Source organism: uncultured Tessaracoccus sp. (assembly GCF_947286155.1).
In the GTDB taxonomy this organism is placed as follows: Bacteria; Actinomycetota; Actinomycetes; order Propionibacteriales; family Propionibacteriaceae; genus Arachnia.
Genome location: NZ_CAMYPD010000017.1, coordinates 1 through 24,592 on the forward strand (window position 1 = coordinate 1; position 24,592 = coordinate 24,592).

Annotated in this window: 21 protein-coding genes and 1 pseudogene; 14 read left to right on the forward strand and 8 right to left on the reverse strand. The window is 64.3% G+C overall.

Annotated features, from left to right (window positions below):
• Positions 1-5: 5 nt before the first annotated feature.
• Entirely contained in the window at positions 6-806 is an 801-nt protein-coding gene (locus Q0X68_RS05865) for a thioredoxin domain-containing protein (RefSeq protein WP_297748898.1), read from the reverse strand.
• A 75-nt stretch (positions 807-881) separates the two neighbouring features.
• Between Q0X68_RS05865 and Q0X68_RS05870 the strand changes: the two genes are divergently transcribed.
• Positions 882-3,074, forward strand: a complete 2,193-nt coding sequence (locus tag Q0X68_RS05870) for a UvrD-helicase domain-containing protein (RefSeq protein WP_297748900.1) — start codon at positions 882-884, stop codon at positions 3,072-3,074.
• A 178-nt stretch (positions 3,075-3,252) separates the two neighbouring features.
• A pseudogene (locus Q0X68_RS05875) lies at positions 3,253-3,375 on the forward strand (glycine--tRNA ligase subunit beta); the annotation flags it as partial.
• Between the two features lie 264 nt (positions 3,376-3,639).
• Here the strand turns inward: Q0X68_RS05875 and Q0X68_RS05880 are convergent.
• From Q0X68_RS05880 to Q0X68_RS05890, 3 genes are read right to left on the reverse strand one after another with little or no spacing between them, the layout of a single operon-like run.
• Positions 3,640-4,416, reverse strand: coding sequence for a hypothetical protein (locus Q0X68_RS05880; protein ID WP_297749023.1), 777 nt, complete (start codon positions 4,414-4,416; stop codon positions 3,640-3,642).
• 4 nt (positions 4,417-4,420) lie between these two features.
• Complete coding sequence (locus tag Q0X68_RS05885; RefSeq protein ID WP_297748902.1) at positions 4,421-4,762, reverse strand: hypothetical protein; 342 nt, start codon at positions 4,760-4,762, stop codon at positions 4,421-4,423.
• Positions 4,763-4,767: 5 nt separating this feature from the next.
• A complete protein-coding gene (locus tag Q0X68_RS05890; protein ID WP_297748904.1) occupies positions 4,768-5,322 on the reverse strand; it encodes a hypothetical protein in 555 nt (184 codons plus the stop codon).
• 63 nt (positions 5,323-5,385) lie between these two features.
• Here Q0X68_RS05890 and Q0X68_RS05895 point away from each other — a divergent pair, with 63 nt between their 5' ends.
• On the forward strand, positions 5,386-5,847 hold the full coding sequence (locus Q0X68_RS05895) for a hypothetical protein (protein WP_297748906.1): 462 nt from the start codon (positions 5,386-5,388) through the stop codon (positions 5,845-5,847).
• Between the two features lie 123 nt (positions 5,848-5,970).
• Positions 5,971-6,315, forward strand: a complete 345-nt coding sequence (locus Q0X68_RS05900; RefSeq protein WP_297742626.1) for an MGMT family protein — start codon at positions 5,971-5,973, stop codon at positions 6,313-6,315.
• A gap of 575 nt (positions 6,316-6,890) precedes the next feature.
• Here the strand turns inward: Q0X68_RS05900 and Q0X68_RS05905 are convergent.
• Complete coding sequence (locus tag Q0X68_RS05905; protein WP_297748908.1) at positions 6,891-7,820, reverse strand: methylenetetrahydrofolate reductase; 930 nt, start codon at positions 7,818-7,820, stop codon at positions 6,891-6,893.
• Positions 7,821-7,868: 48 nt separating this feature from the next.
• Between Q0X68_RS05905 and Q0X68_RS05910 the strand changes: the two genes are divergently transcribed.
• A complete protein-coding gene (locus Q0X68_RS05910) occupies positions 7,869-8,951 on the forward strand; it encodes a polyprenyl synthetase family protein (RefSeq protein WP_297748910.1) in 1,083 nt (360 codons plus the stop codon).
• Complete coding sequence (locus tag Q0X68_RS05915) at positions 8,941-11,304, forward strand: HAD-IC family P-type ATPase (protein WP_297748912.1); 2,364 nt, start codon at positions 8,941-8,943, stop codon at positions 11,302-11,304. Before Q0X68_RS05910 ends, Q0X68_RS05915 begins: the two co-directional genes overlap by 11 nt.
• Before the next feature lie 6 nt (positions 11,305-11,310).
• Here the strand turns inward: Q0X68_RS05915 and Q0X68_RS05920 are convergent, their stop codons facing one another.
• From Q0X68_RS05920 to Q0X68_RS05930, 3 genes are all read right to left on the reverse strand, one after another.
• Complete coding sequence (locus Q0X68_RS05920) at positions 11,311-11,457, reverse strand: hypothetical protein (RefSeq protein WP_297748914.1); 147 nt, start codon at positions 11,455-11,457, stop codon at positions 11,311-11,313.
• Between the two features lie 131 nt (positions 11,458-11,588).
• On the reverse strand, positions 11,589-14,231 hold the full coding sequence (gene ppdK, locus Q0X68_RS05925; RefSeq protein ID WP_297748916.1) for a pyruvate, phosphate dikinase: 2,643 nt from the start codon (positions 14,229-14,231) through the stop codon (positions 11,589-11,591).
• A gap of 112 nt (positions 14,232-14,343) precedes the next feature.
• Positions 14,344-15,228: a pyruvate, water dikinase regulatory protein gene (locus Q0X68_RS05930; RefSeq protein ID WP_297748918.1), complete on the reverse strand. Its 885-nt coding sequence runs from the start codon at positions 15,226-15,228 to the stop codon at positions 14,344-14,346.
• A 143-nt stretch (positions 15,229-15,371) separates the two neighbouring features.
• Here Q0X68_RS05930 and Q0X68_RS05935 point away from each other — a divergent pair, with 143 nt between their 5' ends.
• The 8 genes from Q0X68_RS05935 to Q0X68_RS05970 all read left to right on the forward strand — a co-directional run bounded on the left by Q0X68_RS05935 (position 15,372) and on the right by Q0X68_RS05970 (position 24,585).
• Complete coding sequence (locus tag Q0X68_RS05935; RefSeq protein WP_297748920.1) at positions 15,372-17,852, forward strand: sodium-translocating pyrophosphatase; 2,481 nt, start codon at positions 15,372-15,374, stop codon at positions 17,850-17,852.
• A gap of 18 nt (positions 17,853-17,870) precedes the next feature.
• Positions 17,871-18,245, forward strand: a complete 375-nt coding sequence (locus tag Q0X68_RS05940; RefSeq protein ID WP_297748923.1) for a hypothetical protein — start codon at positions 17,871-17,873, stop codon at positions 18,243-18,245.
• Positions 18,246-18,948: 703 nt separating this feature from the next.
• Positions 18,949-19,503 (forward strand): hypothetical protein, encoded by a 555-nt coding sequence (locus Q0X68_RS05945; RefSeq protein WP_297748925.1) that lies wholly within the window; start codon positions 18,949-18,951, stop codon positions 19,501-19,503.
• Between the two features lie 4 nt (positions 19,504-19,507).
• Positions 19,508-19,843, forward strand: coding sequence for a hypothetical protein (locus Q0X68_RS05950; protein WP_297748928.1), 336 nt, complete (start codon positions 19,508-19,510; stop codon positions 19,841-19,843).
• Positions 19,844-19,855: 12 nt separating this feature from the next.
• A complete protein-coding gene (locus Q0X68_RS05955) occupies positions 19,856-20,572 on the forward strand; it encodes a hypothetical protein (RefSeq protein WP_297748931.1) in 717 nt (238 codons plus the stop codon).
• A gap of 1 nt (position 20,573) precedes the next feature.
• Positions 20,574-20,948, forward strand: coding sequence for a hypothetical protein (locus Q0X68_RS05960; RefSeq protein WP_297748934.1), 375 nt, complete (start codon positions 20,574-20,576; stop codon positions 20,946-20,948).
• 255 nt (positions 20,949-21,203) lie between these two features.
• Positions 21,204-23,291, forward strand: a complete 2,088-nt coding sequence (gene pknB / locus Q0X68_RS05965; protein WP_297748937.1) for a Stk1 family PASTA domain-containing Ser/Thr kinase — start codon at positions 21,204-21,206, stop codon at positions 23,289-23,291.
• A gap of 67 nt (positions 23,292-23,358) precedes the next feature.
• On the forward strand, positions 23,359-24,585 hold the full coding sequence (locus Q0X68_RS05970; protein WP_297748941.1) for a hypothetical protein: 1,227 nt from the start codon (positions 23,359-23,361) through the stop codon (positions 24,583-24,585).
• Positions 24,586-24,592 lie beyond the last annotated feature (7 nt).

The following is a 24,592-nucleotide window of genomic DNA, read 5'->3' on the forward strand; positions in this document are numbered from 1 at the left end:
GAGCGTCACGATCCTGCCTTCGCCAGCTCCGCATCGATGGTCTGCTTGAATACCTCCGCGGGCTGCGCGCCAGCAATGAACTGCGTGTGCACGAGGAATGATGGCACGGAGCTCAGCCCGAACTGCTGCGCTTCGTACGACTCGGCCAGCACCGCGTTGCGCAGATCCTCCGAGCCTAGATCTTCCTTGAACTTCGCCATGTCAGCTACGCCCACACTCTGCGCAACCTCCGTGACGACTGCCTCGTCGACGGGCGGGTGGCCCTTGTTAGGCAGCTTCACAAACAGCGCGTCCATGAACTCGATCTGCTTACCCTGCTTGCCCGCGGCGCGCGCCGCGATGGCAGCGTACTCCGAGTCAGGCCCGAACACGGCAAAGTCACGGAATTCGATGCGCACCTTGCCCTCATCGACGTAAGACTGCAGCTGAGGGAGCGTCTCCTCGTTGAACGCGGAACAGAATGGGCACCGGTAGTCGAACCACTCCGTGATCACGACGGGCGCGTCGACATCGCCGATCGCCGCAGCGTCGTCGGGATTGCGCTTAGGAATGGAGAGCAGCAGTTCCTCTTGCGACTGCTCCTGGCCTTCTTGGCCCTGCTCCTCGCCACTGGGTTCCTGCTGCGCAGCGCCGTCGTCGGTCGCATCGTCAGGCGAGGGGGAAGCTGATGGCGCGGAGCTCGTCGGGCTCGAAGATGGCGACGATGCTGCCCCGCCGCGAGACGTGAGTAGCGCGGCACCACCGATCATCAATACGGCAATGACAACGCCAACCACGATGTACAGCGGCTTAACCTTGTGCTCCACGTACGCACCTTTACTGTTTCCGGGTAGAGAAAGGGCTAAACTGAACAGTCAGCCTATTCTCGAGTGAGGATCACATTGACCATATCGCGGGATGCACTAGAGCACGAGATCGCGGTCGAGCAGGCGCACGTCGATACGGTGTACGCCAACCTGGACATCGCCGCGGCGAGCGCGAAGGAATTGGCGCGGCAGGGGCGGGAAATTTTCGTCAGCGATCGTGCTGACTTCGTGCGCGAGGAAGACGGCACCGCGCTGTTCGAGCGCGACGCGTTCGCTTACCAGGCCGCTCGCCGGATGGCGGTGCTCGACGCCGAACACGAGGGCCTAGTATTCGGGCGACTCGATCTCACCGACGGCGAAACCCGCTACGTCGGACGCCTCGGAGTACGCGACGACGACTACGAGCCGCTCGTGATCGACTGGCGCGCTCCCGCCGCCGAACCGTTCTACCGCGCCACTCAGGCCAACCCGATGGAGGTCATCCGTCGACGGGTGTTGCGCTGCCGCGAAGAGCGCGTGCTGGGCCTCGAAGACGACCTGCTCGACACCTCCGTCGAGACCGACCTCCCCATCTTCGGCGAGGGCGCGCTCATGGCCGCCGTCACCCGCTCGCGAGGCCGTCAGATGCGCGACATCGTGGCCACCATCCAGGCCGAACAGGACGAGGCAATCCGTGCGCCGTACCGCGGGGTCACCGTCATCGCGGGCGGCCCGGGCACCGGAAAGACCGTCGTGGCGCTGCACCGCGCCGCATTCCTGCTCTACACCAACCGCGCGAAGCTCGAGCGCGGCGGCGTGCTGGTCGTCGGCCCGAGCGCGGTGTTCATGAACTACATCGAGCGCGTGCTGCCCAGCCTCGGTGAAGACTCCGTCACGCTGAAGGCCATCGGGCAGGTGGCAACGGATACCGTCGGGATGGCGAGCGAACGCACCGACGAAGCCCTCGCCGCCACAGTCAAGGGCTCGTGGGCGATGCTCAAGGTGCTCCGTCGGCTCGTGCGCCTGCCCATCAACGACGAGGACACTCCCCGCGTGCGGGTCACCATCAAGGGCGAGGTGCTCACCTGCGAGGGCAGAGAGCTCGAACTCATTCGCGATCAAGTGCTTGCCTCCACGCGCTTCAACCAAGGACGCGAGCAGGCGCGTGAGCTCATCGTCGAAGCTCTCGCCGCGAAGCTCCCCGACGACGTGGATGTGGAAGACACCAATGTGCCCGACTACATCCGCGAGCACCCGTCGCTCACGATGTTCATGCACGCCTGGTGGCCGGTGCTGAGCGCTCCCAGGGTGTTGGCGCGCCTGGCTGATCCGGGCGTCGTCGCAAAGGTCGCGCGAGGGCTGAACAAGGAGGAGCAGCGGGCGCTCGTCGAGTCGTTCGCATGGCTCGATGGCGTCGACCCGGTGCAGGAGACCCCGCGGCACTGGTCCGTCGCTGATATCGCGCTGCTCGACGAGCTCGTCAGCATCCTTGGCCCGGAGCCGGAAGAAGAGGAGTTCGACCCGCTCACGCTGCTCGACGGTGATGTGAACGAGCTCGTCAGCATCGCCGACCGCATGGCGAAGCGGGATGCGGACGACCTCGACGACGACCCCCAGCACACCTACGCCCACATCCTCGTCGACGAGTCTCAGGACGTGACGCCCATGCAGTGGCGGATGCTTCGCAGGCGCGGCCCCCAGGCTTCCTGGACTATCGTCGGCGACCCGGCCCAGTCGTCGTTCCCCCGCCCGGAGGAAACGCAGAAGGCGCTCGACGAGATCGTCGGGCGTGGGCAGTACCGGCGCTTTGTGCTGTCCACCAACTACCGCTCCCCCAGCGAGGTATTCGACCTTGCGGCGAAGGTCATCACGAAGGTGCATCCCGACGCGCTCCTGCCCCGAGCTGTGCGCAGCACTGGCGTCGAACCGAAGATGCTGCACACTGCATCAGACGCACTCGACGACACCCTGCGCGCAGAACTGCTGGAGCTGGCCGGGCAAGTGGTGGGCACCATCGGCGTGGTCGTGCCGCCATCGAGGTTGGAAGCCGTGACGAAGCTCGTGCTGGGCGACCCACGGCTGGCAGCATTCGAGGAACGCCTCCTCATCGTCACTGCACTGCAAGCGAAGGGCCTGGAGTACGACGGGGTGTGCGTCGTCGCTCCCGACGAGATCATCGCCGAAGCGCCAGGGGCTGAGCGGGTGCTCTACGTCGCGCTCACCCGCGCCACGCAGCGTCTGGTGACCATCGACGTCAACTCGTCGAACTGGCGCGAGCTCCTCGCCTAACTACTCAATGTGTGAGATCTATTGCGGGTTTCCGCAATAGATCTCACATTGTGATGCTTCGACCATGGTGTGGCGCGGTCACGCGTCGCGAAACTTTCATGCCACGCCGGATACAAACGCGCGCGAGTACACCCAACGCAAGGGGGAGACGCACGCCGTCGCCGATGCGCTGTACGAGATGGAGCAGCCGCGCACCTCGGCTGACGCGGTGCCAACGAAGCCCGAGTGTGCGCTGCTGGCCCTGGGTGACCGCTTCGACCTGCTGGCTTCGATGTTCGCCCTGGGCGCGAAGCCGACCGGCTCGTCGGATCCGTTCGGTCTGCGACGCGCCGCGCTCGGCTTGGTGCGCATCCTGCGCGAGGTGCCCGGCATGGAGAAGATCACGGTGCGCGACGGCGTCGGTCACCTCGGCGTCGGCGGCGTTCATGACCCGGACGAGCTCGGCGACGTCGCGGGTGTCCAGATCCGTGAAGCGCGGGTCGACGCCCTCGGTGGCCAGGTTGGTGGGCAGTTCGGTCATGACCCCATCCTCCCGCGTTTCAGGGCCGCGGTGACTGAGGCGGGGTCAGCGCCAGCCGCCACTGTCCATGGCAAGCTTGGCAGGCCACGGGGAGTTACGAACAGACGTCGCGATGCCGCGGAGCCGATCGGCGGCTGTGGCGCGGGCGGCGTCCATCTTTGGCAGGGTGAGGCATGCAATACCCGCAGCGACGAAGCCGAGGACGGCGACCAACAGGCTCACGATGGCGACAACGAGGCCCGCTCCTCCGGATGGGGCTGCAAATACAAGGCCGACGACCGCAAGCACCACCCCGGCGATGGCGATCTCGAGGCTGATCACGGCCACCAGTAGTCCCACGAAATAGCTGTCGTAGTCACCCTTGAGGTCTCCGAGGATCTCGCAGAAGTCCTCGATGGCGTCGCGCAGGTTCTGCAGCTTGGTGGGCAGGGACTGGATTTTGTCGCGATAGTACTGGGTGTTCTCGGAGTCCCAGTCGTCGCCACGTGGGCCCAGTGAGCCCTGTCCCACGGCGGATTCTGCCGTCGCGAAGTCCACCCCGCAGTACTGGGGGCCGGTGTTCTTGACCGCTGTGTAGTCGTTGATCTCCCGGAGGATCGCCTCCACCATCTCGACAATCTTGGGCAGGATGTTGCTGAACTCACGCACCGCCTCCTGCGCCTTGTTCTCAGCCTTCTGCTTCATCCAGTCCGGCACCAACGGCTGGCCGAAGATTTTGTTCAGCGCGTCTTGGCAGGCGGGGCCGATCTTCCTGTCGGCCTCTGCCAGGTTACGGTTGATCTCTTCAATCTTGGTCCGGATCTCTTCAACGGTGTCGCTCATGTCCTCACAGTCCTGATGTTGCGATGAGAATGGAGATCTGCGCGGCATACTCTGTGTTCGCCGACTCCATCTCCAAGTAGTTCCGGCCGGTCTCCGAGATCGCGTCGGCCAGCGAGTCAAGCAGGTCCCCACCCGCGTCCAGGGAGACGTCCATCTCATCAAGGACCGCATTACGGGCGTCGTCATAGGCAGCTTTCACGGCAGTAAGATTGGTGTCGGCCGCAACATTGAACTGGATGGCACTCGTCGATGAGTGGACGCCCCGCACTGCAGTCTCGGCGTCCTCAAGGTTGCCCTTCTCCTCCACGAACCATTCCAATCTGGTCTTGAGTTCCTCGAATCCCATGTTCCCTATCCCTTGTTGTGGTCGTTGCGGCTTGCCACGACGTCAGCGAGCCGTGAACGGAGATCTGCCAACTGCCCGAGCACCTCGTCCTTGGGAGCCTCTTGGGACATGGCCCGGAAGGCCGCGACGATGTCGTTCTCGACGTCGGCGAAATCTGCCGTCCGCAACCACGATTCGTTCACCTTGATCTCGTTCGGCATGCCACCCACGGTCTCAATCGTGATGTGCCGGTACCTGTCCCCGACCTCCACCGGTTCCTGGGGCGTCGGGTTCCACGAACCCAGCGCCTGGAACAGCGAACTCACGTCCCGGGAGAGTTGCAGGACGTCGTCGCGCAGTTCGGTCGGGTATCTCACCCCTTGCTTCTGGGGCGCGAAAGCGGCCACGTCGACGGCTGCGGCCTGCGCATGCTGCTCCGCGTAGGCGTAAAGCAGCGCAAAGCCGAACTCCTCCACCTCGACGAATTCGGCCCAGTCATCCGCAAGCTTCACAGCGGCAACCGCGCCGGCCTGATCAAATTCGAAGGCGAACGCCTCGGCAGGTTCACGTGCTTCCTCCATGCCCGAAACGGTAACACCCGACAGGTTCAGGACCCTGGACTCAGGGCGCGACATAATGGGCCAATGACCAACGACGCAGCCCCTCGATGGACATCTGAGAAGCAGGTTCCGTTCCTCTGGATAATCCTGTACCTGGGCAGCCTGGGACTGGGGCTGGCGCTCGCCGGGCTGACCATGCCGGTGCCGGGCGGCGTGGTCCTCCTGGTCCGGGTCGGGTTCGGCACGGTGCTGGTGCTGTGTCTGGTGCTGGTGGCGATTGCCAGTTGGCGGCAGACGAAGGCGCTGCGCGAGCTGCGCAGGGTGTCGCCCTCACCCTGGCGCTGGATCGCTCTGCTGGCAGCAGTCGTGGCCGCGGTGCTCGTCTGGACCTGGGCGACGGGGGTGCAGGCCGAAGCCTCCGAGAAGCTCGCGAGGCTGGGAACCACGATGCTCACCGCCGTCCTGCTGGGCCTGGCCATCTCGGTCGGCACTCACGCCTTGGTGAAGATCCTCGCTGCGGGTACTCCTGATGCTCCGACTCGCTGACGCTGCCGTTGGCTCCAGAAGCTACCGTCCGCTTCAGACCCCGCCCGCATACCGCGGGCTTTACACACAGCGGCAGCGCCTGCAGACAGGGGTAGCGTCTGGCAACAGCGGTAGCGTCGACCCATGGACGAGACCCTCACCGAGTTGGTGCTGCGCGCAGTGGAGCTGGTGCCGCCCGGGCGACTGGTCTCCTACGGCGACGTCGCGGCTCTGCTCGGGACCGGTCCCCGGCAGGTGGGCGCGGTGATGGCGCGTGAGGGGCACGGCGTACAGTGGTGGCGCGTCACCAACGCCTCCGGCGACCTGCCCCCGCACCTGATGGCCGACGCAGCCAGGCACTGGGCTGCGGAGGGGATCACACTCAAACCCAATGGTCGGGGTGCGCGCATCAGCCAGTACCGGGTGGACCTGGGCAGGTTGGCCGACGACTTCCACGCCGCGACGGCGGACCTGCCGGAGCTGCCGTGAGGGGAGGCCGTTCGAGGCTCGCACCTCGCACCTCACGGCAACTGGACGTCAGCGGAGCGGGACCGCACCCGGGGTCTCCACACGGGCGGCCGTGACCCCACAACCGGCGGGGCGGCCCGCGCACACCAGCACGGGGGCGTCGTCGGCCAGCCGATGACGAGGGTGCCGTCGGCGGCGGCGGGAGTGAACGACTCCACCCGGTCCCCTGCGACGGCCGCGTCACCCAGGAGAACCCGGCCGTCGGCCACACCCAGACGCAGGCTCTCGGCGTCGGACAGCACGACCACCGTGTGCGGCGCAACCGAGACCGAACCGTCCACCACCGGCAGCGATGTCCCCGAGACCAGGTCCTCCACGCTGGAGACATCGAGGTGCGCCGGCAGTTCTATCCGGTGCGTCGCCGCGTTCCCGTACTCCGGCCGGGTGGTGTTGAAGCCGATGAGGTAGTCGCCGTATCGGCTGGTCAGCAGGTCGGGATAGCCGGAGTAGCGACGTGCCGGACACTCAGCGGTTCAGCAGGCAAACTCCAAACGACGGCACCAACAGGAAATCCCAGTTCATAACGGGTATCGGCGCTATCCGATAGCACCGCGCCGCACTGGGGTCGTGTATCCATCGTGACCGGTTGTGCGATGCAGCACCTGGTTCCACACTTCGCTGGTGGCCATCGCCCGGTTCTGGGTGAAGAACTGTAGCCCGGCTGCCCCACCGTCGATGAGCGTGTGGCACATGTCGACGGCGTGCCCCAGCCCGAGACTGCGCACGTCGTCCGGGTCTGCCTGACGGAGGCGTTGCACGAACGCGGGCGGCAGCGGTTGGCCCGAGAGGTGCTCGAAGCGCTCAATCTGCGTGATGCGGGTGAGTGGCATCAGCCCGGCGATGATCGGGATGGTGCCGCCCATCGCACGCGTGCGCTCCACCATCGCGAAGTAGTCGTCGGTGTCGAAGAACAGCTGCGTGATGGCGTACTCCGCGCCGGCTTCCTCCTTCTCCAGGAGGATCTGCGCGTCGAGTTCGGCGTCATTGGTCTCCGGGTGAGGGCTGACGAACGCCGCCACACCGACGCAGAAGTCGCCCTCGCTTTTGATGAATCGCACGAGCTCCGTGGCGTTGCGCAGCCCGTCGGGGTGGGCCTTCCACTGCCCTCCCCCGGGCATGTCGCCGCGAATGGCGAGGATGTCGTGCACGCCGGCTTCGCGATACAGCTGCAGCGTGTGAGCCACCTCGGCCTTCGATTGATCGACGCAGGTGAGGTGCCCGACCGTCAGCGGATTGCCAATCTTCGCGATCTCCTGGGCGGCGAGCATAGAGCGATCCCTGCGCGACCCGTCGGCCCCGTACGTGACGGACACGAAGTCCGGCCCCAGCGGCGCAAGCCGCTCGACGGTCTTCAACAGCGCGGGAATCTCGGCGTCGTCGCGAGGGGGGAAAAACTCGAAGGAGCGCAGCGGGCGGGTTCGGTGAGCGAGCAGGTCCGCAACGGTATTCGCAGAGCGTTCGGGCATGGGGGAAAGCTTAGGCAAGCCATACTGTGTTCCGACTAGACTTGGTCCATGCTTCGAGACTTGGCGCCCGAGAATCCATTGAATGACGCGTTCCTGGCACGCGTCGACCAGGACATCACTCGATTCCTCGACGAGCAGGCGCCGCTCGTCGCAGAAGTTGGCACCTCCGAGCTCCTCGCCAACGCACGCGACTACTCGACAGGCGGCAAACGCCTACGTCCCGCATTTTGCGTGTGGGGGTACCTGGCAGCTGGCGGCGACGAACACCATCTCGACGAGGTGTTCCGCGTCGCGGCATCACTCGACCTCCTCCACGCCTCTGCGCTCGCCCACGACGACATCATCGACGACGCCGACACCCGTCGCGGCAAACCCGCCGCCCACAAGCAGTTCGCGCTCTTGCATGAGCGCCGAGGCGGCCGTGGCAACGCGCATGATTTCGGCCAGGCGGCCGCGATCTTGCTCGGCGACATGCTGCTGATGTGGAGCGCGCAACTCTTCGACGAGTCTGCCGCCCCCAACCTGGAAGCCGCGCGCACCGAACTCTCACGGATGCGCGCCGAGGTGACCGCCGGCCAGTTCCTGGACATCTCCGCAGCCTACGGGGTGGCCGACGATGACGACGCGCTCGCCGTCGCGTCGAAGGTGCTCGAATACAAGTCGGCGAGCTATTCAATGCGCCGCCCCGCGCTCATCGGTGCGCGGCTCGGCGGTGCGAGCGATGCGCAGTACGACGCCCTCGCCAGCTTCGGCTCGCACATCGGTCACGCCTTCCAGCTGCGCGACGACGTGCTGGGCGTGTGGGGCGACGAGACGCTCACCGGCAAACCAACCGGCGGCGACCTGCGCGAGGGCAAGGCGACGGTGCTCGTGCTCACCGCGATGCGCCGCGCCGACGAGCAGCAGGCGGCCACGCTGACGTCGGTGTTGGGCGCGAAGGACTGCAGCGATGACGACGTCGAGCTCGCCGCGAGCGTGATCGAGGCGACGGGGGCGCGGGCACACGTCGAATCGCTCATCGACGAGCACCTCGAACAGGGTTTGGCTGCGCTCGCTGCCACGGACTTTCAGGAGGTGGGCCGCGAGGGTCTCACCCAGCTGGCACAGCTGAGCACGCGCCGTGCTTACTGAGGGACTGCGAGGACTGAGCACCCGTGAGGTAGAAGAGCGGGTTGCGAAGGGGCAGGTCAACACGCTGCCGTCGCGGTCGGGGCGCTCCACCTCCGACATCATCCGCGCCAACGTCCTCACGCGCGTCAACTGCATCCTGTTCATCCTGTTTTGCTGCGTACTGCTGACGGGCCGCATCGAACAGGGCTTGTTCGCGGGCCTCATCGTCGCGAACTCCATCATCGGCATCGTCCAGGAGCTTCGCGCCAAGCGCACGCTCGACAAGCTGGCGGTCGTGGGCGAGGCCAAGCCCACGGTGATCCGCGACGGGGCCCGTCGCGAAATCGTGCGAGATGAGGTGGTGTTGGACGACGTCATCAGCATGTCGCCCGGCGACCAGATCGTCGTCGACGGTGAGGTCGTGGCCGCCAGCTACCTCGAGGTGGACGAGTCGATGCTCACCGGCGAGGCCGACCCCATCCCCAAGACGCCCGGCGAAAAGGTGTATTCGGGCTCCTTCGTCGTCTCTGGCAGCGGCGCATATCGGGCGACGCAGATCGGCGCCGACGCGTACGCAGCCCAGATCACCGCGCAGGCGTCGCGCTTCACGCTGGTGCGGTCCGAGCTTCGGCAGGGCATCGACCAGATTCTGAAATACGTGTCGTGGATGCTCATCCCCATCGGCGCGCTGTCGATCGTCGTCCAGTTCACCCACCCCGGTGTCGAGTGGCGCGATGCGGTGCTCGCGATGACCGCGTCGCTGGTGCCCATGATTCCCGAGGGCCTCGTGTTGCTGACGGCGATGGCCTTCGCGCTGGGTGTGATCCGGCTCGGGAAGCGCAACGTGCTCGTGCAGGAGTTGCCCGCCATCGAGGGGCTCGCGCGCGTCGACGTGGTGTGCGCGGACAAGACGGGCACGCTTACCGAGAACGCCATGACGCTGGGCGAGGTCATCCTGCTGGGCGCCCCACAAGAAGAGATCGACGAGGTACTCGCGCAGCTCGTCGCCGCCGACGACACACCCAACGCGTCGATGCAGGCCATCGCCGACGCGGTGCCCGCAGCGGCGGCGCCGTGGCGGCAGACCGCGAGGGCGCCGTTCACGTCGGCAAAGAAATGGTCGGGAGTGAGCTTCGAGGATAAGCACATCGTGCTCGGCGCTCCCGACGTGCTCGCGACGGGAGCCGTCGCGCAGCAAGCCGAAGAGATCGGGGCCACGGGCCGCCGCGTGCTACTACTTGGGCGTGCCGCTCGCCCCGTGGACGACGAGGCCGCGCCGGGCGACGTCGAGCCGCTCGCGCTCGTCGTGCTGGACCAACTGGTACGCCCCGACGCCGCCGACACGCTGCGCTACTTCCGCGATGAACGCGTGCAGCTCAAGGTGATCTCCGGCGACAACGCGAACTCCGTCGGCGCCGTCACGCGCTCGCTGGGCGTCGACCTGGGCGACGTCGTCGACGCCCGCACCCTCGTCGACGCTGACGACGCCGAGTTCGAAAAGACGGTCGAACGCGGCGGGGTGTTCGGAAGAGTCACGCCGGAGCAGAAGCGCCAGATGGTGCAAGCGCTGCAACGAGGCGGGCATCAGGTGGCAATGACCGGCGACGGCGTCAACGACGTGCTGGCACTCAAGGACGCTGACCTCGGTATCGCGATGGGATCAGGCGCTTCCGCCACGCGTGGCGTCGCCCAGCTGGTGCTCCTCGACGACAAGTTCGCCCAGCTCCCCCACGTCGTCGCGGAAGGGCGACGGGTGATCGGCAACATCGAACGCGTCGCCAAGCTGTTCCTCACCAAGACGATTTACTCACTCACTCTCGCCCTGGTGTTCGGCCTTCTCACGGTGCCCTACCCGTTCCAGCCGCTGCACGTGACCGTCGTGGGCTGGTTCACCATCGGCATTCCCGCATTCTTACTCAGCTTGGCGCCGAACCACGCCCTCGCCAAGCCGGGGTTCGTGCGCCGCACGCTGTCGCTCGCCATCCCAGCCGGGATTATCGTCGCCTGCAGCACCGTCGTGACGTACCTGCTGGTGCGCGGGCGCGGGCAGGTGGCCGAAGCGCTGCAAACTCAGGCGACGACGGCCGCGCTGATCACGATGATCATGGTGGCCACCTGGGTGCTGTCGGTGGTGGCCCGGCCGTATCACTGGTGGCGGGCCGGGCTCGTCGCGTTCGCCTACGGGTTCTACGGGTTGCTGATCCATCTTCCGTTCAGCCAGCGCATTCTCGAGCTCGACACCTCAAACATGCGAGCCATGCTGCTCGCCTATCTCACTGGCGGCATCGGCATGGCCGCCGTCGAGGTGATGTGGCACGTGCGGGCGCGGATACTCGGCGAGGAGTCCCGTATCCTGCCGAGGAAGTCAGCGTAGGGCCAGTTACGGTCGTTCCTGCAGCCCCAGTTCAGCCGCGACGTCAGCAGCGCTTACCGTTTCCATGTCTCCACGACGAATCGCCTCTGCCTCTTCACGCAGAGCTTCCGCGTAGTCCATCTGGTCTTTCACCGGAACCACGCTTGTAGACATGTAAACACCATACGTCACCGGTGAAGGAAGCGGTACACACTGCCGAGAACCGCTCTCCCCCATGAGCACAACTCACAGCGCAGGGCACACCTCACATCAGATGCGCCCTGCGCCGTGAGCGACGTCGATCCTTACCGCTGGTCGAGCACCGCCTTGGCGGCGGCGAAACGAGCGATCGGCACGCGGAATGGCGAGCAGGAGACGTAGTCGAGCCCAACTCGGTTGAAGAACTCAATCGACGCGGGGTCGCCGCCGTGCTCGCCGCACACGCCCGTCTTGAGCTTCGGCTTGGTGCTGCGCCCCTTCTCCACACCAATCTCGACGAGCTGGCCGACGCCGTCGATATCGATGCTCTCGAACGGGTTCTGCTCGAGCACGTGGTCGATCACGTACTGGGCGAGGAACCCGTTCTCGGCATCATCACGGGAGATGCCGATGCCGGTCTGCGTGAGGTCGTTGGTGCCGAAGCTAAAGAAGTCGGCTTCCTCGGCGATCTCGTCGGCAGTCAGCGCCGCCCTCGGCAGCTCGATCATGGTGCCGATCTTCACCTCGATACCGGAATCCCCGATTTCCTCGGCGACGGCGCGCTCGACGATCTCGCGCTGGAACTTCAGCTCCTGCCGCAGCGCGACGAGCGGGATCATGATCTCCACCCCGACGGTGTCGCCCTCTCGTTCCTTCACCGCAATCGCGGCGCGGATGATGGCTCTCGCCTGCATATCCGGGATCTCCGGGTACAGCATCGCGAGGCGGCACCCTCGGGTGCCGAGCATCGGGTTCTGTTCGTGAAGGCGCTTCACCTGCGCGAGCGTCTGCCGCGCCTGATCCAGGGCATCTTCGTCCTCACCGGTGAGTTCGAGGCGCTGCACCAGCAGCGACTGCTCGACGAGGTTGGGCAGGAATTCGTGCAGCGGCGGGTCGAGCAACCGCACCGTGACGGGCAGGCCCTTCATCGCGGTGAAAATACCCTCGAAATCTTGCTGCTGCATCGGCAGGATCTCCGCCAGCGCGTCGGCCCGCGCTTCCGGGGTCTCCGCGAGGATCATGCGCCGCACCGCAGGCAGCCGGTCGCTTGCCATGAACATGTGCTCCGTGCGGCACAGGCCAATGCCCTCCGCACCCAGCTCCCTCGCCTTCGTGGCGTCCTCGAAGTTATCTGCATTGGCGCGCACACCGAGGCGACGGATCTCGTCGGCCCAAGCGACGACGTTCTGGAAGTCTTCGTTGATCTGCGGCGGCACCAAGTCGATGGCTTCTCCATAGATATTGCCGGTCGACCCGTCGATGGTGATGACGTCGCCCTCGGAGAAGACGTGCTCACCGATGGTGAGCTTCTTCCCGGCCGCGTCGATCTTGATGCCCGATGCACCGGCCACACAAGGCTTGCCCATGCCGCGAGCCACCACGGCCGCGTGCGAGGTCATGCCGCCATGAGCCGTGAGTACGCCCTGCGCCACGATCACGCCGTGGATGTCGTCGGGTGTGGTCTCGTAGCGCACCAACACGACGGGTTCACCGCGCTCGCCACGCTCGGCCGCGACATCTGCGTCGAAGACGACCTCACCGACGCCGGCGCCCGGAGACGCAGGGAGCCCCTTGGCGACGGGCTGCTTGCCGTGCTCCGGATCGATACCCGGGTGCAGAAGCTGATCGAGCTGTCGCGGCTCGATGCGCTGCAATGCCTCTTCCTTGGTGATGAGGCCTTCGGCGACGAGGTCCGAGGCCACCTTGAGCGCAGCGGCGGCCGTGCGCTTCCCATTGCGGGTCTGCAGCATAAACAGCTTGCCGTCTTCGACGGTGAACTCGATGTCCTGCATGTCACGGTAGTGCTGTTCGAGCTTGTGCATCGTCTGGACGAGCTGCTCATAGGCGTCGGGCAGCACGTCCTTCATCTCCGCAAGCGGGCGGGGCGTGCGGATGCCGGCGACGACGTCCTCACCCTGCGCATTCACGAGGAATTCGCCATACAACGCCTTCTCACCCGTCGATGGGTTCCTGGTGAAGCACACGCCCGTGGCGGAGGTGTCGCCGCGGTTACCAAACACCATCTGCTGCACGTTGACCGCCGTGCCGAGCTCGGCGGAGATACCGTTCGCGCGACGGTACACGTCGGCCCTGGGGTTGAGCCACGACTTAAACACGGCGTTGACCGCGCGGTGGAGCTGCTCGCGGGGGTCACTCGCCCACTCTCCGCCCAGATGCTCGACGGAGATCTCCTTGAACGTGCGCACCAAGCCCTTGAGATCGTCGGCGGTCAGATCCGTGTCTTGTGACACGCCACGCTGCATCTTGAGCTGCGTCAGTGCGTCCTCGTAGGCGTGCGCGGGCACACCCTCGACGACCTCGCCGTACATCTGGATGAAGCGCCGGTAGCAGTCCCAAGCGAACCGCTCGTTTCCAGCTTCAGCAGCGATAGCGTCGACGGACTCGTCGGAGATACCGAGGTTCAAGATGGTGTCCATCATGCCGGGCATCGAGAACACCGCACCGGAGCGGACCGACACGAGCAACGGTTTCTCGCCAGACCCGAGTTTGCGGCCGGTGCGCTCTTCGAGCCGCTCGAGCGCTGCGTCGATGTCTCCGGCGAGGCGCTCCGGCCACTCACCGCCGCGTTTCATCGTCTCCACGCACGCGGTGGTGCTGACGGTGAACAGATCTGGGACGGTGATCCCGATGCGGTTCATCTCCGCGACGTTGGCCCCTTTGCCGCCCAGCAGCGACTTCATCTCGGCATTGCCGTCCGCAAGATCGTAGATGTAGCGATCGTCACTCATTGGTCAAGACTCCTTTGACTCGCCCTGAAGTTTCTTTGCTCCGTTCGGCTCCAGCGTACTCAGTGCATTGTCTGTGCGTGCACTCGGGCTTGTATTTCTGCGCTGGAAGAGCTCACGCGTCAGCGCCATGCGCCCCGCAGCGCACACCTGGTGGCTGGCGGAGTACGCCGCCAAGGCGTCGGGCGCGTGAGGAGACGAGGTCGACGATGCGGCTCGCGTTTTCTTCCAACGCAACGCCGGTGGTGTTGAGCACCGGGCAGCCGAGGTCGCGCATCGTTTGCGCCACCTCGTCGAGTTCGTCGTAGATGTGCGCCAGATCGGCGTAGCCGTCTCGATTGCCGAAGCCGCCCATGCTGCGGACCCGCTGATTGCGGATGATTTGGAGCCGGTCGGCGTCCATCGTGAGGCCGATGATGCGCCATCGGTCGACGCTAAACAGCTCGGACGGTGGCGCAATGCCTGGCACCAGGGGTACGTTGGCGGCTTTGTACCCGAGGTAGCCGAGGTAGATGGACAGCGGTGTTTTGCCCGCTCGGGATGGGCCGATGAGCACGATGTCGGCTTCGCGGAGCTGCTCGGGAACCGACCCGTCGTCGTTGCGGACGGCAAAATCCATGGCGCTCACGCGGGTGAAGTAGTCCGCTTCGACCCCGACGGGGCGCCGCATCACCTCTTCGGCGCGCTCGCCGCTGGCTCGCTCGATGGCGGCGATCGAGTCGGTCATCAGATCCGCGTGCGGCAGGTCGTAGTCGTTGCAGAAGCGCTCGACGAGGTCGGCCATCGAGGGTTTGACGAGTGTGAACAAGACGACGATGGGCCGTTCGAGCGGCAGCTCCGCGAGCGCCGTCTCCACGTGCTCCTTCTTGCTGACTCGGCGGTGGCGCACGATGTCGATGTGTTGATCGGGAAACTGCGCCAGTGCGGCACGGGCGATGCGCGCGCCCGTCTCCCCCGTGGAATCAGCGATGATATGAACTTCGAGCGGCTCCGTCGACATGCACCCACACTATCGGGACCACGATGCACCGACGCGTTCGACTATCTCTAAGGGCCGAACACACCTCTCAACTACCGGGTGTAGTATCAAGCAAGGGCAGACTATCTGCCACGACCTCATTCAAGGAAGAAGTGGTCACCACCATGTTGCACAAGTTGAGAATCCGAGTCCGCGGCTTCGTTGCCGTCATTCTTGCGCTTGCCCTCACCTCCTGTAGTGGCGGGGGTGAACGAGGAGACGTACATCTGGGAGGCGAGGCGACGCTGCAGTTGCCCGACCTGGGCGGCGAGAAATTCGTCGGCATTCCGGGCGATGTCCTTCTTGCGCTTGGGCTGATCGTCTGCGCATTCGGCCTCGGGTTTGGGCTCATCACGTACATGCAGCTACGTCACATGCCCGCTCATCGCGCCATGCTCGACGTGGCAGAACTCATCTACGCAACGTGCAAGGCCTACCTCAAACAACAGGGGCGATTCCTGCTGCTGCTCTGGGCATTCATCGCGACGATCATCGTCGCCTACTACCTCTTCCTGGTGGACTTCGGCTTCGGCAAGACCCTCGTCGTCATCGCGTTCTCCCTCATCGGCATGGCCGGTTCGTACGGCGTCGCGTGGTATGGAATCCGGGTCAACACCCTGGCAAACGCTCGCACCGCGCACGCGTCGCTGCGCGGCAAGCCCTACCCGTGCCACGACATCCCGCTGCGTTCGGGCATGAGTATCGGCATGGTGCTCATCTCCGTAGAGCTCGCGATGATGCTGGTGATCTTGGTGTTCCTCCCCGGCGAGATCGCTGGTGCTTGCTTCCTCGGCTTCGCCATCGGTGAATCGCTCGGTGCTGCGGCTCTGCGCATTGCGGGCGGCATCTTTACCAAGATCGCCGATATCGGCGCCGATCTCATGAAGATCGTGTTCAAGATCAAGGAAGACGACGCTCGCAACCCAGGCACGATCGCTGACTGCACCGGCGACAATGCCGGCGACTCCGTCGGCCCTTCTGCCGACGGGTTTGAAACCTACGGTGTCACTGGTGTTGCACTCATCACCTTTATCCTTGTGGGCGTCGGCGACACCGCGGTGCAAATCCAGTTGTTGGTGTGGCTGTTCGTCATCCGCGCCGTCATGGTGATCGCTTCCGCCATTTCCTACTACATCAACCGCGCCATGACGAGAGCGAAGTACGCGGACGCCGACGATATGGACTTCGAGCAGCCGCTCACCAACTTGGTGTGGATCACGTCCATCTGCTGCATCGTCGCGACGTTCCTCACTTCCGCGCTGCTCATCGCGCATATGCCAAACGGCATGTGGTGGAAGCTCTCGCTCATCGTGTCGTGCGGCACCATTGCCGGCGCGCTGATTCCAGAGCTCGTGAAGGTCTTTACCTCCACGAGCGCCAAACACACCCGCGAGGTCGTGGTCTCCGCACACCAGGGAGGCCCGTCGCTCAATATTCTCTCAGGCCTGGTTGCCGGCAATTTCTCCGCCTACTGGATCGGGCTGGCGATTGCGGGCCTCATGGGGATGGCCTACGGCATCTCGATGCTGGGGCTGGGCGACCTCATGCTCGCCCCAGCAGTGTTCGCCTTCGGCCTCGTCGCGTTCGGATTCCTGGGCATGGGGCCGGTGACGATCGCCGTCGACTCCTACGGACCCGTCACCGACAATGCGCAGTCCGTGTTTGAGCTCTCCACCGTCGAAGACGATCCGCAGGCACGCGCAGAACTCGCCGACGATTTCGGGCACGAGGTTGATTTTGAGCGCGCGAAGTTCTTCCTCGAAGCCAACGACGGCGCCGGCAACACCTTCAAAGCCACGGCCAAACCCGTGCTGATCGGCACCGCGGTCGTAGGCGCCACCACCATGATTTTCTCCATCATGATTGGGCTCACCGAACACCTCACCACCAACCTGGACAAGCTCTCGCTCCTGCATGCCCCGTTCCTCCTCGGCATCGTGGCCGGCGGCGCCATGATCTACTGGTTCACTGGCGCCTCCATCCAGGCCGTCACCACGGGCGCACACCGAGCCGTCGAGTTCATCAAGGACAACATCCAGTTGGAAGGCATGGAGAAAGCCTCCGAACGCGATTCGGCCCGCGTGGTGGAAATCTGCACCAGATACGCACAAAAGGGCATGTTCAACATTTTCATGGGCGTCTTTTTTGCCACGTTGGCCTGTGCGTTCTTGGAACCGTTCTTCTTCATCGGTTACCTCATCGCGATGGCCGTCTTCGGGCTCTATCAGGCGGTGTTCATGGCGAATGCTGGCGGGGCCTGGGATAACGCCAAGAAACTCGTCGAGGTGGATCTCGATGCGAAAGCCACTCCCCTGCACGACGCGACCGTCGTCGGCGACACCGTCGGCGATCCGTTCAAGGACACCTCGTCTGTGGCGCTCAACCCCGTCATCAAGTTCACGACGTTGTTCGGCTTGCTCGCCGTCGAACTGGCCGTCGCGCTGCCCGCGCTGGGCGCCGCGTGGCTGCCGCCGGTGCTGGCGGTGGTGTTCTTCCTCGTCTCGGCCGCGTTCGTCGTGCGCTCGTTCTACGCTATGCGTATCAACCAGAACATGGAAGATCTCGACATCGAGAAGGCGGTCGATCCCACCCCGTCGACGCCGTAGCCCGAAGGAGGCGTGCGCATGGTGGCTCGGATGATTGTGGTTGCGGGGGCCCTCGCGCTCACGCTGGTCGCTGGAAGTACTCTGGAGCTGCTCGTGATACCCGTGCCTTGGGCGCTGGCGGTGATCGCACTCGGCTGGCGCTTGGGCAGCGGCAACCCGGCGCGACGTCAGGCGTGGGCCGCAACAGCACTGGCCGCGCCCCTGCTGGGCCTCGCCGCCTTCGCACTGTGGTTGTGGACGGCCCTGCACGATCCCTACACGCCGGAACCGGCCCTGCTCGGGCTCCTCGCGCGAGTGGGCGCAGGCGCAGCCCTGGCCATGCTCGGATTCGGCGCCCTGCGCCGCTTCGAGACCCGCGCCCACCGGCCCACGCCCCAGCCTGCCAACCACTGACCGCCTAAGCGCAACGTCATTGCTCTCGTGTCAGCCTGCAATCGACAACAGCGTCCCTTCGGCATGCATACCTCATCAACGCGGCCATCGTGATTTTCGGGGGTAGTTCTGTGAGGCACGGCCCCGAGCTTTTCTGTCCGGAGAGGTTCGGTACGCGCTTGGCTGACTGGCTTGTCATTGTTCTCGGTCATGCTCATAGTCATTCTCCGTCAGATCAGCTTGACCTCTTGCGCAGACCATTTGACGCCCCTCCATGTGCCCACCAGCCAGCGCCGCCAGAGATGTTGCCGACTTTCTTCACATCCAGGTGGAGCGTGTGACTTGGATAGTAGGTGATGATCTCGCCAAGCCGACGCAGGTGTTCCCCCTTATGGAGTGCCGTCTCGGATCCGGTTCAACCCGAGCCAGGCCAGCCACCCTGCCACCGTCCGAACACTACACCGGGCATGGCGTCGATCAGTGAGCTCGCGGGCGATCCGACGTGCTAACCACCCATGCTTCCGACACCAGAACGCGACCAGCTCCGCTACTGCCACACTCAGACGTGTTGGCCGGTGCAGCGGAGCACTCTAGCGGCCCTCCAGCCCTGCCGCACCGGCGGTTTGATAGCGGACGACCCATTTCGATCATGTCAAGCGGGCCCGTCGTTATGGCCCAACACTATCGGGACTGCAATGACCCCATACATTCGTATACTAACGGCATGTCAGAGAACAGGGCTACAGTCTGCACATTCGCCTTCGATGCGGAGGGGAAGGTGACGGCTGCAGAAATCTGCGACGGATGGAGCCAGCAATTGGCAAAAGGAAGCCTCAATGAGGCCCTTCTGGCCGATTATGTAATGAGCCGAGCCGATGCCGCCTCCATCTCGCTTCCCGCCATACCAGCTACGATTCGCCGACTGCCGAAGAACGTGACTACTGAACTGAGCGCGCGGACCCGTTCTGTGATCGAGGATGCCCTCGCCGCCCTTGCCGAAAGCAGGAACAGTCCCGTCCAGAAAGAAGAATCATCACCTGAAAGCATCGAAGTGCACGATTCTGATCGGCATGTGATTCTCACCTGTGTGGGGGATACCGTCGTCAGCTGCGAGGTAGATACGACTTGGGCGCGGGCGAAAGATTGGACCGACATCGAGGAAGTACTCGTCGAAGCTTTTGCGCAGGTCGAGGCGGCGGAGTCGTTTACGCCTACTCGCCGTTGGCTAGCACAGTTGCACCAGATTGCCCAGGAATTCACTGAATACCAGGAAGGTTGACCACATGGATTACGACACCCTCAAGCACAGGTTCGGCTGGTTCAAGGAAGAGGCAGACCGACTCGACGAAATCTCTGCACGCCTCGACTGTGAGAGAAGGAATGTCGAAGGCATACACCTCCATATGACGAATGCATACTTCAGCAGCCTTCAGACCGAATACAACGGTCTGCATGAGGCTCTGACCGGTGGCAAAGGTTCTTTGGACGAAGGATCGACGCTGACCGACAACTACGCTGGGGCCATCCGCCGTACAGGACGGACATACCTGAAGCAAGAAGCCGAGAATGAGGAGGATGCGACCAGAATCACCAAACTGATGGACAACGAGAACTTCTGAAAGGTGTCTGAGATGGGTAACGATGTTGACTATGAAAACTCGCTCAAAGAACTGAGCACCGAGATTACCAACCTCGAGCGCGACTTGCCTGCAGCTGTCGACCGAGTGTTCGAGGAACTATCTCACTGGGTGCCTGGGTTCGTCCTGGACCCGGCCCGTAACCAAGTCAACGACGCGATGGCCAGCCTGCCGCAACATGCGCAGAAGGCGCGCGATTTCTGCTCGGACGAATGCGGCAAAATCTATGACGTTCATTCTATGACTGATGCAGCTAACGTCTACCGGACGCTCAAGGTGTCCGAGATCGCCCAACTCGTCGATACACTCGTCGCCAGCAGTCCAGATTGGCAATCACCGGCGAAGGACATGTATTCAACGAGACGTCTTGTTGCTCAGTCAAAGGCCCGCACCACGTCATCAACGATCAAGGACATGATCAGTGTTTTCGACGATCTCGATTCTGCTACTGATTCATACTTCCTCGGCGCGACCCTCTTAGTCGCAGGCATCATTGTCGCGGTCGTGGGCATCCTCCTGGCAATCCCGTCTGGAGGTTGGGGACTGGTGGTGTCAATCATCGGCGGACTGATCACGCTGGCTGGATGGTTCACGCTTCCCGACATGTCTGGTGAATTGACGGCTGCTCAAGAGAAATTCTCCAGCCTCGCGAGCGACCTCAAAGCAGTGTCGTGGGGCGAACCAACTACAGACGCGGCCTGGAGTTGGTAGCTTGACCAACCGCACGCTCCTCGAAGCCACGACGCTCGTTGGCGCAGCAACGCTCACACTCAGCGCCGGACTCGCCATCACCCTCAGCCCTTGGTTCCTCGGGCTGACCGTCGGGGCGCTGCTCGCACTCGCCGGCCTCGCTGCCATCCTCAGGTCAGCAACGAGGCTGCGAGTGCGAGCCAATTTGGATGCCGAGGTGCCTGGCCCACCACCTAGTGTGATTGCTTCCCTCGCCGGATTGCTCGCACTAGCCGTACCAGTAGTCGTCCACGTTAAAGTCGGAATCCTCTCGTCTCCGGCGAGCGTGGCAGTGCTTATCGCCTCAGCGCTGGTGGTGCTCGGAGCAGCAATATTGGCCTTCCGCTGGTGCCGCTGACACGCAATTTCGACACTGCGGTAGTGTTCGTGATCCGCTCCTTCTATGGCGTGCACATCAACCATGCGTATAGAGGACCTGCAGCTCGAGGATGCCGTCGATCCCATGCCCTCCACCGTGTGACACTTTTCAACTGATGCGTTCGCTGAGCCGCGACTCGCCGGGGCAGCGCACCAGCTTCTTGATGACTCACCCATAGAATCAACAACGGTACGGGCCCACACGGCCTCCTTCCCCGACCGTGATGGAGTGTGAATGAGCAGCACTTATGACCCGTTGGTCGGTCAGGTGCTGGACGGTCGCTACGAGATCGTCGCGAAAGTGGCACGTGGCGGCATGGCCACGGTGTATCGAGCGCGCGACTTGAGATTGTCGCGCATCGTCGCGCTCAAAGTGATGCGCGCCGATCTCGGCGAGGACGACGAATTCGTCGCAAAGTTCGACCGCGAGGCACGCTCCGCCGCCGTCCTCTCCCACCAGAACGTGGTGAGCATTTTCGATCAAGGCACCGCGCAGGGTCAGCCCTACATCGTGATGGAGTTCGTCAACGGTGAGACCCTGCGCCGCGTGGTGAGCCGCGAGGCGCCGTTGCGCCCTGAACGGGCGCTCGCCTACATGGAAGACATCGCATCCGCGCTCGCCGCCGCGCACGAGGCCGGTGTGGTGCACCGCGACATCAAACCCGAGAATGTGCTCATCTCGCACCGCGGGCAGCTCAAAGTGGTGGATTTCGGCCTTGCTCGACGCATCGGCTCGCCGCAGATGACCGCGACGGGGGTGCTCGTCGGCACGGCAAGCTACCTGCCGCCGGAACTGGTGACGCACTCGCGTCCCGACGCACGTAGCGACATCTACTCCGCCGGCATCCTGCTGTTCGAGCTCCTCACCGGCACGAAGCCCCACACCGGCGAAAACAACTACCAAATCGCGTACCGACATGTGAATGTCGACGTGCCCCGCCCCAGCGAGCGGCTGCGAGAGCGCGGGCGACGAAATTCATGGCCGTTGCCGGATTACCTCGACGCACTCGTCATGGCCGCCACGGCACGCGATCCCGAGCGGCGCATCGAAGACGGGCGAGAACTGCTGCGAGTGGTGCGCCGCTGTCTCCATGAGCTCGAATCCAGCGGCTACGCCGACAACCCGGCGCTGGCCTCAAGCCTCATGCCTGAGCCGTCGGATGGCGACATCACGCAGCCCATCACCCCGAAGCTGGAGCGGCCCCGCCCGTCGGCGAGTTCCCAGATTCCCTCGGCATACGCCGCGTCGCCCGACGACGTCGCCCCCGCCAGCAGTTCGTCGCCCGAACCCCAATGGCAGCCGGAACCGCACACAAGCTCCGCAGCACTCGCCAGGGACAGCCGCTCCCCCGCAGCCGCCCCGACGCGACGCAGCCAACACCGCGCCCCTCAAAGCCAGCGCACGCCGGTGTTCCAGGTGTCTCGCGCAGCTGTGCACCGGCGGCGACGAGGCATCGTCGCGCTCATCGCCCTCATCGTGCTCACGGTGGGTGCGGGTACAGGCTCGTGGTGGTTCGCCTCGGGACGATACACGGCCGTGCCCGCGTTAGAGGGTCAGACGGAGGCCGCTGCGCAGGATGCGGCCGAGGCAGCGGAGCTTCGGCTCGACACATCGTCGGCCTATTCGGAGGACGTGCCCGCCGGGCAGGTGGTGAGCACCGACCCTCGAGCAGGCGACAAGGTGCTGCGTAAGTCGACGGTGCTCGTCGTCATCTCGCTCGGCCCGGAACGGTACTCGATGCCGAAGGTGGTGGGGCTCACCCTCGACGAGGCCCGCACGGCGCTGCAGTCGGAAAAGCTGCAGGTGGGGAACGTTGAAGAGGTGTGGAACGAGGAAGCGCCGGCGGGGCAAGTGCTCAAAGCCTCGCAGGAGCCTGACGCGCAGCTGAAGCGCGGCACCAGCGTCGATCTGGTCGTGTCCAAGGGGCCCGAGCCCATCGAAATTCAGGACTACACAGGGCAGTCCGCGACCAGGGCGAAGAAGGAGCTCGAAGAGGCCGGGTTCACCGTCAAAGTCTCGGAGGAACATGACAAGACCGTGGAGAAGGGCAAGGTGATCTCCCAATCGCCGAAATCCGGCCACGGCAAGCGCGGTGACGAGGTGCAGCTCGTGAGCTCGCTGGGCCCGGTCATGGTGACGGTGCCGGACGTGCGCTACAAGTCGACGAAGGACGCCGAGAAGGCGCTGAGCGATGCGGGGCTTACCTACGAGATCGAGCGCGCCAATGAGTTCCCGCTGCCGCTCAATATTGCGGCAGGCACCAACCCCGGAGCGGGCACGAAGGTGCCCGAGGGCAGCAAGGTGATTCTGCAGATCACCTGACCGATGTAGCCCACGACGACCGCCTGGCCCACTACCCTGTTGGTACGGAGAGGAAGGTCGAACGCTTATGGACAATCCCATCGCGGTGGTCATCATCGTCATCGTGGCGCTGGCGGTAATCGGCTTCGGCATTTGGGGGTTCCTGCGCTGGCGCTATGTCAAACAGCTACGGGATTTGGGTTGGGAGTTCGACACCTCGCCCGCCATCCACCACATGATCGGGCTCAACCACGCCCCATTCGGCGCAGGGTTCGACCGGAAGGTCGACGATCTCATCTATGGCACCGCGCCCAACGGTGTGCCGTTCAAAGCCATCGAGTACGACTACGACCAGTGGGGTTCCACCCACTACGTGCTGTTCTTCCCGCTGCCCAAGTCGCTGCCGTTCCTCTACGTTCGCCCCTTGGCCCGCGAATCGCGCATTCCTGGCAAGCCCCGCGGCGTGGTCATCAACGCTGGGCAGCATGAGATCATCGCAGGCGGCGACGAGTACGGCCGCGCCATCGGCCAGCTCATTGTGAACAATCTTGGGCCCCTCGCCGCATTCGAGCTGAGCATCGATCATGCCAACCTGGTCGTGTTCGACGTGGCCGAGAAGGTTGACGACCTCAAAGTGGCCGTCAACGCAGGCTCGCAGATCGCGGCCGCCGTGGCGAGCGCGTGCGAGCCCTACTCGGCCCCGCCGGCTCCGGACCACCTGTCCTTCAACCGTCGCCCCCACTGGAGCTATATCCCCCGTGACGACAGCTATCTCTCCCGGATCAACCACACCACCGGCGGCTACGACCATGAGGCCAGCAACATCGTGTTCGGGGAACGCGACGGCATCTCGTTCCTTCGGCTCACCCACAACTGGAAGACGCAGAGCCGCGATTCCGACGGCGACACAACCGTTGAGCATCACGAGGAAATGCTGTGCGAGTTCTGGACGCGCTTCCGATTCGGGCCAATCAACCTGGGCAGTGGCATCTTCGGATTCCGCAATGACAAGGCCGGCATCCAATTCGAGCTGATCGAATTCAACAAGGCCTACAAGGTCACAGCTGCCGACAAGCGTTTCGCCTACGACGTGCTGCACCAACGCATGATGCGTTGGCTCCTCGACGTCGGCGCACCCAAATTTGAAATTCATCCGCGAGGCAGCATCACCGTGCGCGGCTTCGACGACTGGCGGCTGGAGGATCTCGAAGCCGCCAACGCGCTCCTACACGATTTCTTCGCACGCGTGCCCGACGTCGTGTGGAAGAACCTCGGCGTCTGGCCGCGGCCCGTAGCCCGCCACGAATGGGTGTAGCCGGCAG

What these genes read in the sequence shown, in the direction of transcription:
- Q0X68_RS05885 (WP_297748902.1), bottom strand. Translation starts at nt 4,762, where the DNA reads ATGGGATTCGAGGAACTCAAGACCAGATTGGAATGGTTCGTGGAGGAG.
- ppdK (WP_297748916.1), bottom strand. Translation starts at nt 14,231, where the DNA reads ATGAGTGACGATCGCTACATCTACGATCTTGCGGACGGCAATGCCGAG.
- Q0X68_RS05880 (WP_297749023.1), bottom strand. Translation starts at nt 4,416, where the DNA reads ATGAGCGACACCGTTGAAGAGATCCGGACCAAGATTGAAGAGATCAAC.
- Q0X68_RS05950 (WP_297748928.1), top strand. Translation starts at nt 19,508, where the DNA reads ATGGATTACGACACCCTCAAGCACAGGTTCGGCTGGTTCAAGGAAGAG.
- Q0X68_RS05895 (WP_297748906.1), top strand. Translation starts at nt 5,386, where the DNA reads ATGACCAACGACGCAGCCCCTCGATGGACATCTGAGAAGCAGGTTCCG.
- Q0X68_RS05935 (WP_297748920.1), top strand. Translation starts at nt 15,372, where the DNA reads ATGTTGCACAAGTTGAGAATCCGAGTCCGCGGCTTCGTTGCCGTCATT.
- Q0X68_RS05900 (WP_297742626.1), top strand. Translation starts at nt 5,971, where the DNA reads ATGGACGAGACCCTCACCGAGTTGGTGCTGCGCGCAGTGGAGCTGGTG.
- Q0X68_RS05970 (WP_297748941.1), top strand. Translation starts at nt 23,359, where the DNA reads ATGGACAATCCCATCGCGGTGGTCATCATCGTCATCGTGGCGCTGGCG.
- Q0X68_RS05905 (WP_297748908.1), bottom strand. Translation starts at nt 7,820, where the DNA reads ATGCCCGAACGCTCTGCGAATACCGTTGCGGACCTGCTCGCTCACCGA.
- Q0X68_RS05945 (WP_297748925.1), top strand. Translation starts at nt 18,949, where the DNA reads ATGTCAGAGAACAGGGCTACAGTCTGCACATTCGCCTTCGATGCGGAG.
- Q0X68_RS05890 (WP_297748904.1), bottom strand. Translation starts at nt 5,322, where the DNA reads ATGGAGGAAGCACGTGAACCTGCCGAGGCGTTCGCCTTCGAATTTGAT.
- Q0X68_RS05910 (WP_297748910.1), top strand. Translation starts at nt 7,869, where the DNA reads ATGCTTCGAGACTTGGCGCCCGAGAATCCATTGAATGACGCGTTCCTG.
- Q0X68_RS05930 (WP_297748918.1), bottom strand. Translation starts at nt 15,228, where the DNA reads ATGTCGACGGAGCCGCTCGAAGTTCATATCATCGCTGATTCCACGGGG.
- Q0X68_RS05955 (WP_297748931.1), top strand. Translation starts at nt 19,856, where the DNA reads ATGGGTAACGATGTTGACTATGAAAACTCGCTCAAAGAACTGAGCACC.
- Q0X68_RS05920 (WP_297748914.1), bottom strand. Translation starts at nt 11,457, where the DNA reads ATGTCTACAAGCGTGGTTCCGGTGAAAGACCAGATGGACTACGCGGAA.
- Q0X68_RS05940 (WP_297748923.1), top strand. Translation starts at nt 17,871, where the DNA reads ATGGTGGCTCGGATGATTGTGGTTGCGGGGGCCCTCGCGCTCACGCTG.
- pknB (WP_297748937.1), top strand. Translation starts at nt 21,204, where the DNA reads ATGAGCAGCACTTATGACCCGTTGGTCGGTCAGGTGCTGGACGGTCGC.